The organism is Pseudomonas sp. GM_Psu_1 (assembly GCF_026544185.1).
Classification (GTDB): domain Bacteria; phylum Pseudomonadota; class Gammaproteobacteria; order Pseudomonadales; family Pseudomonadaceae; genus Chryseomonas; species Chryseomonas oryzihabitans.
Map to the genome: position 1 here is coordinate 378,685 of NZ_JALNUX010000003.1, position 12,983 is coordinate 391,667.

Sequence of the window (12,983 nt, forward strand, 5' to 3'; positions counted from 1 at the left end):
CACTCTGTCTCCAAACCGGAATGCTGTGCATGGAAATCAAGGTCAATTTTCTCGACAACCTGAGGCTCGAGGCCAAGTTCGACGACTTCTCGGTGATCGCCGATCAGCCCATCCGCTACAAGGGCGACGGCTCGGCCCCAGGGCCCTTCGACTATTTCCTGGCGTCCTCGGCGCTCTGCGCGGCCTATTTCGTCAAGCTCTATTGCCAGACCCGCGACATCCCCACCGATAACATCCGCCTGGCGCAAAGCAACATCGTCGACCCGGAGAATCGCTACAAGCAGACCTTCAAGATCCAGGTCGAGCTGCCCGCCGAGCTGTCCGACAAGGACCGCCAGGGCATCCTCAGATCCATCGACCGCTGCACGGTGAAGAAGGCGGTGCAGGCCGGTCCGGACTTCATCATCGAGGCGGTGGAAAGCCTCGACGCCGATGCCCAGGCCCTGCTGCTGCCCAGCGATGGCACCCGCCAGACCTACATTCCCGGCAAGGACCGGCCGCTGGAAGAGACCATCGCCAAGCTCTCGGGCATCCTCGCCGAGCTGGGCATGAAGGTGGAGATCGCCTCCTGGCGCAACATCGTGCCCAACGTCTGGTCGCTGCACCTGCGCGATGTGCAGTCGGCGCTGTGCTTCACCAATGGCAAGGGCGCGACCAAGGAAGCGGCCCTGGCCTCGGCGCTGGGTGAATTCATCGAGCGCCTCAACTGCAACTTCTTCTACAACGACCAGTACTGGGGCGAGGCCATCGGCAACGCCGCCTTCGTCCACCATCCGGACGAACGCTGGTTCCAGCCGGGGCCCAAGGACGCGCTGCCCCGGGAGATCCTCGACCGCTACTGCCGCAAGCTCTACGACCCGGAAGGCGAACTGCGCGCCTCGCACCTGCACGACACCAATTCCGGCAACGTGGCGCGCGGCATCTGCGCGCTGCCCTTCGTGCGCCAGTCCGACGGCGAGGTGGTGTACTTCCCCTCGAACCTGATCGAGAACCTCTACCTCAGCAACGGCATGAGCGCCGGCAACACCCTGGCCGAAGCCCAGGTGCAGTGCCTGTCGGAAATCTTCGAGCGGGCGGTGAAGCGCGAGATCCTCGAAGGCGAGCTGGCGCTGCCGGATGTGCCTGAAAAGGTATTGGCCCGCTATCCCGCCATCGTCGAGGGCATCCGCGGCCTGGAAGCCCAGGGCTTCCCGGTACTGGTCAAGGACGCCTCCCTGGGTGGTGAATTCCCGGTGATGTGCGTAACCCTGATGAATCCGCGCACCGGCGGGGTGTTCGCCTCCTTCGGCGCCCATCCGCGCCTGGAGATCGCCCTGGAGCGCAGCCTCACCGAGCTGTTGCAGGGCCGCAGCTTCGAGGGCCTCAACGACCTGCCGCAGCCGACCTTCGAGAGCCAGGCACTGATGGAGCCCAACAACTTCGTCGAGCACTTCATCGATTCCAGTGGCCTGGTCTCCTGGCGCTTCTTCAGCGCCAAGGCCGATCACGAGTTCGTCGACTGGGACTTTTCCAGCGAGGGTGAAGACGCCACCGCCCAGGAGGCCGCCACCCTGTTCGGCATCCTCGCCGAGCGGGACCTGGAAGCCTACATGGCGGTGTACGAGGAACTGGGCGCGCCGGCCTGTCGCATCCTGGTGCCGGGCTACTCGGAGATCTATCCGGTCGAGGACCTGATCTGGGACAACACCAACAAGGCCCTGCCGGTGCGCGAGGACATCCTCAACCTGCACCGCCTGGACGATGCGGCCCTGGAATCCCTGCTCGAACGCCTGGACGATACTCAGGTGGACGACTACACCCGCATCGCCACCCTGATCGGCGTGGAATTCGACGAGAACACCGTCTGGGGCCAGTTGACCCTGCTGGAACTCAAGCTGCTCATCCACCTGGCGCTGCAGCAGTTCGAAGAGGCCAAGGAAGAGGTCGAGACCTTCCTGCAGTTCAACGACAACACCCTGGAGCGCGGCCTGTTCTACCAGGCGCTCAATGCGGTGCTGGAAGTGGAGATGGACGACGAACTGGAACTGGCCGACTTCGAGGTCAACTTCCGGCGCATGTTCGGCAATGAGCGACTGGACGCCGCCCTGGGTTCGGTTTCGGGCGAGGTGCGCTTCCACGGCCTGACGCCCACCAGCCTCAAGTTGGAAGGCATCGACAAGCACCTGCGACTGATCGACAGCTATCGCAAGCTGCACGCGGCGCGGGCCAGGGCTGCCGGCATCGCGCTCTGAGGTAGCGCCCCGCCCGTAGCGGGGCGGGGCCTTCCCAGCGGTCAGCAGACCGCGATATGGGAATCCGCGCGCGGCTCGGTGCCGCCGCAGAGCACGCCGGTTTCCGGATCGCGGACGATGATCTGGCCGCGACCGAAGTCGGTGGAGTCGTGGGCGATCTCGATCTGGTGGCCGCGCCGCGCCAGGCCACTGGCCAGGGCGCGGGAAGCCGCCTGCTCGATGCCGACCTTCATCTCCCCCAGCCATTGCCAGCGCGGCGCATCCAGCGCCGCCTGCGGATTCAGGCCGAAGTCCACCAGGTTCATCACCATCTGCACATGCCCCTGGGGCTGCATGTAGCCCCCCATGACGCCAAAGGGTCCGATGGGCACGTCACCCCGGGTCAAAAAGCCCGGGATGATGGTGTGGAAGGTCTGCTTGCCCGGCGCCAAGGCGTTGGAATGCGCGGCATCCAGGCTGAATTCCGAGCCGCGATTCTGCAGGCCGATGCCGCTGTCGGGTAGCACCACGCCGGAGCCGAAGCCGTGGTAGGCGCTCTGGATGAAGGACACCATGTTGCCCTCGCCATCGGCGGTGGCGATGTAGACGGTGCCACTGGCCTGGGGATCGCCGTGCAGCGGCGGCTGGGCCCGGTCGGTGATCTCGGCGCGACGGCGCTCGGCATAGGCGTCGTCCAGCAGGACGCTGGCGGCGACCCTCATGTGCTCGGGATCGGTGATGTAGTGCAGGCCGTCGGCATAGGCCTTCTTCATAGCCTCCAGCTGGCGGTGCCAGGTGAGCTGGCTGTCGCGCTGGTCGAAGTCGTAACCCTGGAGGATGTTCAGGGTCATGAGGGCGATCAGGCCCTGGCCGCTCGGCGGGATCTCCCACACCTGATAGCCACGGTAGTCGACCTTGATCGGCTCGACCCAGCGCGGCTGGTAGCCGGCCAGGTCAGCGGCGGTCAGGTGGCCGCCGGTCGCGGCGGCATGGGCGGCCAGGCGTTGGGCGAGGGCGCCGCGGTAGAAGCTTTCGCAGCGGGTCTGCGCCAGGTCTTCCAGGGTGCGCGCCTGGGCCGGATTGCGAAACAGCTGGCCGGCGACCGGGGCCTTGCCGTCGATGAGGAAGGTGTCGAACCAGGCTTCCAGTTCGGGCGACTTATCCCGGCTGGCCTGGTACTCGGCCTGGGCGATGCGCCACTGGTGGGCGACCACCGGCGAGACCGGGAAGCCATCGCGGGCCAGGGCGATGGCGGGCTCGAACAGGGTGGCGAAGGGCAGCTTGCCGAACCGCCGCGACAACTCGGCCCAGGCCGCCGGACAGCCCGGCACCGTGACCGGCAGCCAGCCGTGCACCGGCATGCGTTCGTGGCCAGCGGCCTTGACCGTGGCGATGTCCAGGCTGGCCGGGGCATGACCGCTGGCGTCCAGGCCGTGCAGCCTGTCCTTGACCCAGACCAGGGCGAAGGCATCGCCGCCGATGGCATTGCCGGTGGGTTCCACCACGGTCAGGGCCGCGGCGGTGGCGATGGCCGCGTCGATGGCGTTGCCGCCCTGGCGCAGCATGGCGATGCCGGCCTCGGCGGCCAGCGGCTGGGAGGTGGCGACCATGCCATTGCGCGCGAAGACGCTCTGGCGTTGCGAGGCATAGGGGTAGTCGTGGGCGGAGAAATTCAGCATGGCAGGCTCTTCGTCTTCAATCGGGTAGCGGCGTGCGTCGGCTCAGAGCACGCGACTGAGGAATTCGCGGGTGCGCGGATGGGTGGGATTGCCGAACACCTGGGCGGGCGGGCCTTCCTCGATCAGTTCGCCCTGGTGCAGCACCACCACGCGATCGGCCACCTCGCGGGCGAAGCCCATCTCGTGGGTCACCACCACCATGGTCATGCCGTCCTCGGCCAGTTCCTTCATCACCTGCAGCACCTCGCCGACGGTTTCCGGGTCGAGGGCGCTGGTGGGTTCGTCGAACAGCATGGCCTGGGGCTTCATGGCCAGGGCGCGGGCGATGGCCACGCGCTGCTGCTGGCCGCCGGAGAGTTGCGCCGGATAGTGGTCGGCCTTGTCGGACAGCCGCACCCGGGCGAGCAGGGCGCGGGCCTGCTCCACGGCGACGGCGCGCGCCACGCCGAGCACCTGGATGGGCGCCTCGATGATGTTTTCCAGCACCGTCATGTGCGGGAACAGATTGAACCTCTGGAACACCATGCCGATGTCGCGGCGGCGGCGGGCGATGTTGCGCTCGGAGTCCCTGACCCTCGATCCGTCGGGACGCTCGCGAAAGCCCATCAGCTCGCCGTTGACGCGGATGGTGCCGCCCTGGATGTCCTCCAGGTGGTTGAGGCAGCGGATGAAGGTGGTCTTGCCGGAGCCGGAGGCGCCGATCAGCACCACCACCTCGCCGCGGCGCACCTCCAGGCTCACGCCCTTGAGAATGTCCAGCTCGCCGAAGGCCTTGTGCACCTCCAGCGCCTGGATCACGGGTTCTTGCGTGGTCGTCATGGCTAGCGTCCCCGTAGTTTGAAGCCCTGCAGGCTGAACAGCCGGCCGGTGGCGGTGGGCCTGTGACCGTCGGCCTTGCCGAAGCGCCGCTCCAGCCAGGCCTGGAAGAAGCCCCAGAGGGTGGTCAGGACCAGGAAGTAGATGGCCACCACCAGGTACAGCTCGAAGACGCGAAAGGTCGCCGAGGTGATCATCTGGGTGCTGAGCAGCAGCTCCTGCACCCCGATGACACTGACCAGGGTGGTGTTCTTGAGCATCACGTTGAACTCGTTGCCGAGCGGCGGAATGATCACCCGCAGCGCCTGGGGCAGCACGATGCGCCGCATCAGCTTGGCCGGCGTCATGCCAAGGGAGCGCGCCGCCTCATACTGGCCGCGATCCACCGCACCGATGCCGGCGCGGATGATCTCGGCCATGTAGGCGCCTTCATTGAGACCCAGGGCGATGATGGCCGCCTGGATGTTGCCCGGGATCACCAGGAAACCCAGGTCCAGGTCCTCGAAGCGGAAGATGCCGCCGGCCGCCAGGGCCGTGTAGAGGAAGACGATCTGCACCAGCAGCGGCGTGCCACGCATCAGCCAGACATAGAAGCGCACCGGGTATTGCAGCGCCCGGTAGCGCGACAGCCGTGCCAGCGCCGCCAGCAGGCCGAGCGCGCAACCCAGCAGCATGGCGCCGACGGCGATGACGCAGGTCAGCCCGAGGCCGTAGAGGTAGACGTCGCTCGGGTGCAGCAGGTACTGCCAGAACACATCCCAGCTGAAGTTCATCGTGACCGTCCCTTAATCGAGCTTGTCGCCTTCCAGGTGCCACTTGGCCATGAGGCCGGCGTAGCTGCCATCGGCCTTCATGTCGGCGAGGATCTGGGTGAGGGCGGCGCTGAGCTGGCTGTCGTCCTTGCGCACGCCGATCCCGGTGAGGATGCGGGCGAAGGCCGGCACGCCGGTCTCGAATTGGCCGGGCGCCACGCCCTGGTAGTAGGCGGCGGTTTCCACCGTGGTGCCGTAGGCGTCGGTCTGGCCCAGGCGCAGCGCCTGGAAGGCATCGGTGTCGCTGTTGTAGGCCACCAGCTTCATGGGCGCCTTGCCGGCCTTCTTCAGCTCTTCGTTGTGGGCGTCGAGCAGGGTGCGGATGGTGGAGCCGTTGAGCACCGCCACCTTCTTGCCGGCGAGGTCATCCAGGGTATGGATGCCGGCCTTGTTGCCGGCCGGCACCACCACCGCCTGGCTGGAGTACATGTAGTTGACGATGTCGATCACTTGGCGGCGCTCGGGCTTGTCGAACAGCTGGTCGATCAGCAGGTCGCACTGACCGGCCAGCAGCGCCGGGATCAGGCCCGAGAAGGGCACCACGCGCCAGTCGACCTTCTTGTCGCCGAGGCGCTTGGCGATCTCGGCGCCGAGGTCGACGGTGAGGCCCTTGGGCTTCTGGGCTTCGTCGAAGAAGCCGATCGGCGGGGTATCGAGGGCGCCGCAATAGGTGATCTTGGAGGCCTTGGCCAGGCGCTCGGGGATCTGGGGAGCGGCCTGGGTGAAGCCGGCAGCGAGGGTCAGGGCGAGCAGACTGCAGGAAAGCCGGTGGCGGGTCATGGTCTTCTCCGGAAGGACGGGGGTGGGCAGGGCGGATGGCTCAGCGCGGGGGCGCACTTCGGGTCTGGTCGCCCGATCGTTCGATAAAGGTCAGCAGGTCGGGCACCGTGCCCTCGATGTGCTCGCGCAGCACCCGCTCGGCCTCGGCGGCATCGCCGGCGCGCAGGGCGGCGAGGATGGGTGCGTGTTCGTCGCGGGCCGACTGGGGGCGATCGGCGTGCAGCCAGAGCTGCATGTGCGGTTCGATCAGCGCATAGAGGCCGTTGATCTGGCGCAGCAGCCGCGGCCGGCCGGCCAGGCTGCACAGGTATTCGTGGAAGGCGCGGTGCTGGGCGACCCAGGCGCCGGGTTCCTGCTCGTCGTCCAGGTCTTCCAGCAGACGCTCCAGGCGCGTCATCTCGCGGGGGCCGACATGGGGCGTGGCCAGGCGGATGGCCAGGCCTTCGAGGGCGCTGCGCATCTCGAACACCTCGCGCATGTCGTCCAGGTCCAGGCCGCTCACCACCGCGCCGCGATGCGGCCGGAGGATCACCAGGCCTTCGGCGGCGAGGCGCTGGAAGGCGCTGCGCACCGGCATGCGACTCATGCCCAGGGTGGTGGCGATGTCCTCGGCGATCAGGCGTTCGCCGTTGCGATAGTGCCCGGCGCAGATGGCCTGCAGCAGATGGCGATAGGCCTCTTCTTCGGCGCTCAGGGCGGTGGAGCGGGAAAGGGCGGAGAGCGGCATGGGCTGGCTTCCTGGATTTTTGTATCCAATCTGCCAAGGCAAGGCCCATGCCAGGGAGCTAAATGCTTGCCAGCGCTGGGCCGCGGGTCAGGGCGGTCCGGCGCCGGCGTTACCTTTTGCACCAGCCTGGGTCGCAGTCGCCGCCGCCTTGCTACTCCAGGACCCGAAACGGGGCGGTGTCAGTCCAGCAACTGGCCATCGGCGGCGAAGAAGGGATAGGGCCCGGGATAGTTGCCCAGCGGCAGATGGTGGGTCACCAGCGCCTCGTCCGCCCAGCGATGCAGCAGCAGGCCCGGCGGCTCCAGGCGGAAGCGCGAGGGCGCCGCCTCGCGCAGGTCCAGGTCGACCTGGTGCGACACGCCAGGGCAGACGCAGGCCAGGGTGCCGCCGAAGCGGCGCTGGATCAGCCGATGCAGATGGCCGCAGAGCAGGCGTTCCACCTGGGGATGGCGGCGGATCACCGCTTCCAGTTCGGCACCGCCGGCCAGGCCGATGCGATCCATATGGCCGATGCCGACCGGGAACGGCGGGTGATGCAGGAGCACCAGGGTCGGCTGGTCGGGTGCCTGGGCGAGCTGGTCGTCGAGCCAGGCCAGTTGCCTGGCGTCGAGACGCCCCCCGTGCTCGCCCGGGATATGGGTATCCAGGCCGATCAGCCGCAGCGGGCCGCAGTCCTGCTGCCAGTCCAGGGTGCCCTGGGCAGGCAGATAGGGGTGATCGGCGAAGGCGGCGCGCAGGGCGGCGCGGTCGTCGTGATTGCCGGGGATGACGAAGAAGGGCATGGCCAGCTCGGCCAGCACCTCGCGCAGGGTGGCGTATTCCTCGGGGGTGCCGAAGTCCACCAGGTCGCCGGTGATGACCAGGGCATCCGGGCGCGGTTGCAGGGCGTTGAGGCGGTCCACCGCCAGGCGCAGGGCGCCGAGGGTATCGACCACCCCGTAGGACAGCCGGCCGCCGGCCTTGATGTGCAGGTCGCTGAGCTGGGCCAGCAGGAAGGGCGCGTGCATTAGGGTCTCCAGTCAGGAAGCCAGGGTGAAGAGGGCGTCGGGGCGCACGTTAAGGTGCAGCAGGTCGCCCGGTTGCGCCCGCAGGGGCTGGGCGGTGTCCACCAGCAGCGGCTGGCCGGTGCCCACCTCCACCAGCAGCCGCGAATGGGCGCCCTGGAAGAACTGCCCGACCAGGATGCCGGTGAGGTGCGCGGGCGTCGCGCTCGGCTCCAGGTGCTCCGGACGACAGAACAGGGTGCTGGCCGCGCCGGTCCAGGGCAGCCGCCCGCCAGCGACCGCCACCTCGGCGCCGCTGTGGGCGCGCACCTCGAAGCGGTTGAGCTGGCCGACGAAACCGGCGACGAAGCGACTGGCCGGGCGCTGGTAGATCTGCGTCGGGGTGCCGATCTGGGCGATGCGGCCTTCGCCCATCACCACGATGCGATCGCCCAGGGCCAGGGCTTCCTGCTGGTCGTGGGTGACGTAGACGGCGGTGGTGCCGAGTTCGCGCAGCAGGGCGCCGATGTCGGCCCGCAACTGCTCGCGCAGCTGGGCGTCCAGCGCCGCCAGGGGTTCGTCGAACAGCAGCACCCGGGGGCGCGGCGCCAGGGCCCGGGCCAGGGCCACGCGCTGGCGCTGGCCGCCGGACAGCTGCTGGATGCGCCGCTCGGCCAGGGGCTCCAGGTGCATCATGGCCAGCAGCTCGGCGACCCGGGCATCGCGCTCGGCGCGCGGCAGGCCACGGATCTTCAGGCCGTAGGCGATGTTGCCGGCCACGTCCAGGTTGGGAAACAGGGCGTAGTTCTGGAACACCATGCCGACGTCGCGCCGCTCGATGGGCAGGCCGGTGACGTCGCGGTCGTCGAACAGCACCTGGCCACCGGCATCGGGCTGCTCCAGGCCGGCGATCAGGCGCAGGGTGGTGGTCTTGCCACAGCCGGACGGGCCGAGGAACACCAGGGTCTCGCCCGGGTGGATGTCGAGGTCCAGGGGCTGCAGCACCTGGCGGCCTCCGGCAAAGGTCTTGGCGCAGTGGCGCAGGCGGACGGCGGTACCTTGGGTCATCGCAGGGCTCCACGGGACAGGCGGGCGCTGAGGGCCTGGAGGGCGACCAGCAGCGGCACGATCAGCAAGAGGAAGATCAGGGTGTAGGCGGAGCCCACCTCCAGCCGCGCCGAGGCGTAGCTGTCGGCCAGGCCCACCGGCAGGGTCTTGGTCAGGGGCGTGTGCAGCATCCAGGTGAGGTTGAATTCACCCAGCGAGAGGGTGATCACCATGAGGCTGCCGGCCAGGATGCCGGCGCGGGCATTGGGCACCACCACGCCGAAGAAGCGCCGCCAGGGACCGGCGCCAAGGCTGGCGGCGGCTTCCTCCAGCAGCGGCAGCTGGCTGCGTCTGAGCACCGCCATCACCGGGCGGATGAGGAAGGGCAGGGTGAACAGCAGGTGGCCCACCAGGATGATCGCCGGGCTGCGGCGAAAGCCGCCCAGGTGACCGTAGGTCAGCAGCAGCGCCAGCGCCGAGGCGAAGCCGGGCATGGCCACCGGCAACACCAGCAATTCCTCGAAGGCGCGGGCGAAGCGGTTGTCCAGACGCACCAGGGCATAGGCCGCCGGGACGCCGAGTACGACTGCGAGCACCGCCGTGCCCAGCGCCAGTTGCAGCGACAGCCAGACGGTGGGCGCATAGGCCTGCCAGACCTGCAGCACCCAGTCGAGGGTGAGGCCGCTGGCGAGGCCCTGGAAGTAGTTGCGGGTGAGGCCGGCCAGTACCGAGAGCAGCACCGGCACCAGCAGGAAGGCTGCCACCAGCAGGGTGAACAGCAGTTGCAGCCAGAAGCGCAGGGGTCGATTCATCGCAGGTCTCCCTGGACGCCGCCGAGGCGCCGCGCCAGCAGCAGGACCAGCCAGGTGACGAGGCCGAGCACCACCGAGAGCGCCGCGGCCACGCCGAAGTTGGCGAAGTTGGTGAAGGTGTCGTAGATGGCGATGGGCGTCACCGCCAGCCGCGTGCCGAGGGTGAAGGCGGTGCCGAAGGCGCCCATGGCGGTGGCGAAGCACAGGGCGCCGCTGGACAGCAGCGCCGGGGTCAGGCCCGGGATCAGCACGTCGCGTACCACGGCGAAGAGGCCGGCGCCCAGGGAGCGGGCGGCTTCTTCCAGGCTGGTGTCGAGGGTCTCGCAGGCTGCCATCACCGTGAGGATCACCCGCGGGATGGAGAAATAGAGATAGCCGAGAAACAGCCCGAACAGCGAATAGGCGAACACCCAGGGCTCGCCGACCAGGCTGCGGCCGAGACCGGCGAACAGCCCCTGGCGGCCGCCCAGCAGGATGATCAGGAAGCCCACCACCACGCCCGGAAAGGCCAGCGGAAAGGTCAGCAGGGCCACCAGCAGGCTGCGCCCGACGAAGGCATGCCGCGCCAGGAAGCAGCCGGCGATGCCGGCCACCAGCAGGGTGGCCAGGGTGGTGACGGCGGCCAGGGCCACCGTCTGGGCGAGTCCGGACAGGTAGCCGGCGCTGGTCAGCACCTGCCAGTAGCCGGAGCGGCCGGCAGCGTCCGGACGGGCACCGAGTACCAGCAGCTGCGCCAGCGGCAGCAGCCAGAAGGCCAGCAGAAAGGCGCTCGCCGGTGCCAGGGCGACGAGCACCGGCCAGGGCAGCCGGCGCGGCACCCGGCGGCGCCCGAGGGAGACGGCGAGGCCCTGCATCTCAGCGCACCTCGGCCTGATAACGCTTGGCGAAGGCTTCCTGGACCGCTGCCATGTGACCGTAGTCGACGGTGCCGGCGCGGGCATAGTCGGCGTCGGGCAGGAAGCGCGCCTTCACCTCGGCCGGCAACGGCACGTCCCGCACCGGGCGCAGATAGGCCTGGGCCCAGAGCGCCTGGCCCTTGTCCGAGAGCACGTAGTCCAGCACCTTCTCGCCATTGGCGCGATGCGGCGCGCCCTTCACCAGGCTCATGGTGTAGGGCACCGTCAGGCTGCCTTCCTGGGGAATGACGAAGGCCACCGGGGCGTTGTCCTTGTAGCGGGCGCGGTAGGCGTTGAAGTCGTAGTCGACCAGGATCGGGATCTCGCCGGAGAGCAGGCGGGCATAGGCGGTCTGCTTGGGCACGATAGGATCGTTGGCGGCCAGCTTCTTGAAGAAGGCCATGGCTGGGCCGAAGTCGTCGAGGTTGCCGCCCAGGGCCTGGTTGAGCGCCACTGCGGTGACGTAACCGACGAAGGCGCTGGACGGATCCAGGTAGCCCACCAGGCCGCGGTACTCGGGCTTGAGCAGATCGGCCCAGCGCTGCGGCACCGGCTTGCCGCCCAGGGCCTGGGTATTGACCATGAAGCCGAGCGTGCCGGAATGGATGGCGGTCCATTCACCCTTGGGGTCCTTGAGGCCGGCCGGGACCTGGTCCCAGTGCTTGGGCTGGTAGGGCTGCAGCACCCCGGCCTTGGCGGCCTGGATGCCGAAGGTCACCCCGTAGTAGACGACGTCGGCCACCGGGGCTTCGCGTTCGGCCACCAGCTGGGCCAGCGACTGGCCGGAGTTCTTGTTGTCCTGGGGGACTTCGATGCCGGTGTCGGCGGCGATGGCCTTGAGCTGGGCGCCCCAGTCGGCCCACTCCAGCGGGCAGTTGTAGCAGATGGCGGTTTCGGCGGCCTGGGCGCTGGCCAGACCGCAGGCCAGGGCCACGCCGGCCAGAAGGCGACGCACGGGGAAGAGTGATTTCATCGGTAGGGCTCCTTCAAGGGGCCGGCACTGGTGCCGGGACGGACGAGGCAGGGCAGACACTGCTGGTGGGTGGCACTGCCGGCGATCAGCGCCAGCAATTCGGTGACGAGCACGGCGCCCAGGCTCTGCAAGGGCTGCATGACGCTGCACAGGCTGGGTTCGAGGCGGGCGCCCATGGCGATGCCGTCGAAGCCCACCACCGAGAGGTCGGCGGGCACGGGCACCCCGTGGCGCTGCAATTCGGCGATGACGCTGATGGCCAGCAGATCGTTGGTGCAGAGCAGGGCGGTCGGGGCGTGGCGCTCCAGTAGCGGCGCCAGCTCCGCCCAGTCGGCGTCGGTGTGACTGGCCAGTTCCAGGCGCGGCAGCGTCGGCAGACCGGCGGCGGCCATGGCCTGGCAATAGCCGGCGAACCGGCGCTCGCTGCGATCCGATTGCTGGGCCGGCCCCGAGACCAGGGCGATGCGGCTGTGTCCCAGGCCGAGCAGGTGCTCGGTGGCCATGGCCATGCCCTGACGGTTGTCCACCGCCACCGCCGCATAGGGGCGCTGGGGTTCGTGATAGGCCAGGATGAAGGGCGTCTGCTCCTGGCTCAGCTCGGCCAGCACCTCGCTGCGGTCGGCATCGGCCACCGTCAGCACCAGACCGGCGACGCGCTGGCGCAGCAGTTCCTCCACCACCGCCGCCTCGCGCTCCGGCTGGTAGTCGGTGGTGGCGATCACCAGCGAATAGCCCTGGCTGCGCGCGGTGCGCTCCATGGCCTGCAGCTGTTCGGCGAACACCGGGTTGAGCAGGCTCGGCACCACCACGCCGATCAGCCGGGTGCTCTGCTGGCGCAGCTGGCGGCCCAGCAGGTTGGGGCGGAAATTGAGACTGCGCGCGGCGTCCAGCACCCGCTGCCGGGTGCTCTCGCGCACCTGCTCGGGCGTGGCGAAGGCACGTGCCGCGGTGGCCCGGGAGACTCCCGCCTGTTGCGCTACCTGTTTCAGATCGGTCATGCCGGCCTCGTTTGAGATCGATCTCATTGGGGGCAGACAATGCCGGCGGCAGATGTCGGGACGATGACAGCGACATGAAGCTTCTGCTCTGGCCCTGCGCGCCGGTAGGTCCTCCGGCGCGCAGGGCAGCAGGCGAGGGCGGGATATACCTTGGTATAGCCAAACGTCCATCGTTTCGATGGCTGGGACGGGATGGCGCGCCTAGATTAGCCCGGTGTCCGAACCCTGCGCGGCAGGGCCGGCCGCTCTC

At 68.7% G+C, this 12,983-nt stretch carries 12 protein-coding genes; 1 reads left to right on the top strand and 11 read right to left on the bottom strand.

From position 1 onward, the window contains the following. Window positions 1-29 precede the first annotated feature (29 nt). On the top strand, window positions 30-2,231 hold the full coding sequence (locus OXS31_RS06900; protein ID WP_267398426.1) for an OsmC domain/YcaO domain-containing protein: 2,202 nt from the start codon (window positions 30-32) through the stop codon (window positions 2,229-2,231). Window positions 2,232-2,272: 41 nt separating this feature from the next. On the opposite strand, the gene OXS31_RS06905 is transcribed toward OXS31_RS06900, so the two are convergent. The 11 genes from OXS31_RS06905 to OXS31_RS06955 form a co-directional block, all read right to left on the bottom strand. After that, a complete protein-coding gene (locus OXS31_RS06905) occupies window positions 2,273-3,889 on the bottom strand; it encodes a gamma-glutamyltransferase family protein (protein WP_267398428.1) in 1,617 nt (538 codons plus the stop codon). Between the two features lie 42 nt (window positions 3,890-3,931). After that, window positions 3,932-4,708, bottom strand: coding sequence for an amino acid ABC transporter ATP-binding protein (locus OXS31_RS06910; RefSeq protein WP_007158608.1), 777 nt, complete (start codon window positions 4,706-4,708; stop codon window positions 3,932-3,934). A 2-nt stretch (window positions 4,709-4,710) separates the two neighbouring features. Further along, complete coding sequence (locus OXS31_RS06915) at window positions 4,711-5,478, bottom strand: amino acid ABC transporter permease (RefSeq protein WP_007158607.1); 768 nt, start codon at window positions 5,476-5,478, stop codon at window positions 4,711-4,713. Window positions 5,479-5,490: 12 nt separating this feature from the next. Then, on the bottom strand, window positions 5,491-6,297 hold the full coding sequence (locus OXS31_RS06920) for an ABC transporter substrate-binding protein (RefSeq protein WP_267398430.1): 807 nt from the start codon (window positions 6,295-6,297) through the stop codon (window positions 5,491-5,493). 40 nt (window positions 6,298-6,337) lie between these two features. Next, on the bottom strand, window positions 6,338-7,024 hold the full coding sequence (locus OXS31_RS06925; protein ID WP_027599608.1) for a GntR family transcriptional regulator: 687 nt from the start codon (window positions 7,022-7,024) through the stop codon (window positions 6,338-6,340). 179 nt (window positions 7,025-7,203) lie between these two features. Continuing rightward, window positions 7,204-8,031: a phosphodiesterase gene (locus tag OXS31_RS06930; protein WP_027599607.1), complete on the bottom strand. Its 828-nt coding sequence runs from the start codon at window positions 8,029-8,031 to the stop codon at window positions 7,204-7,206. 12 nt (window positions 8,032-8,043) lie between these two features. Continuing rightward, window positions 8,044-9,075: an ABC transporter ATP-binding protein gene (locus tag OXS31_RS06935; protein WP_169853734.1), complete on the bottom strand. Its 1,032-nt coding sequence runs from the start codon at window positions 9,073-9,075 to the stop codon at window positions 8,044-8,046. Further along, on the bottom strand, window positions 9,072-9,866 hold the full coding sequence (locus OXS31_RS06940) for an ABC transporter permease subunit (RefSeq protein WP_108582672.1): 795 nt from the start codon (window positions 9,864-9,866) through the stop codon (window positions 9,072-9,074). The genes OXS31_RS06935 and OXS31_RS06940 overlap by 4 nt, the downstream gene beginning before the upstream one ends. Beyond that, the gene (locus tag OXS31_RS06945) at window positions 9,863-10,720 is read right to left on the bottom strand and encodes an ABC transporter permease (RefSeq protein ID WP_267398434.1); all 858 of its coding nucleotides are present in this window, start codon (window positions 10,718-10,720) and stop codon (window positions 9,863-9,865) included. The genes OXS31_RS06940 and OXS31_RS06945 overlap by 4 nt, the downstream gene beginning before the upstream one ends. A 1-nt stretch (window position 10,721) precedes the next feature. Continuing rightward, a complete protein-coding gene (locus OXS31_RS06950; protein WP_150338762.1) occupies window positions 10,722-11,735 on the bottom strand; it encodes an ABC transporter substrate-binding protein in 1,014 nt (337 codons plus the stop codon). After that, window positions 11,732-12,733: a substrate-binding domain-containing protein gene (locus tag OXS31_RS06955; protein WP_074582685.1), complete on the bottom strand. Its 1,002-nt coding sequence runs from the start codon at window positions 12,731-12,733 to the stop codon at window positions 11,732-11,734. Before OXS31_RS06955 ends, OXS31_RS06950 begins: the two co-directional genes overlap by 4 nt. Window positions 12,734-12,983: the final 250 nt, after the last annotated feature.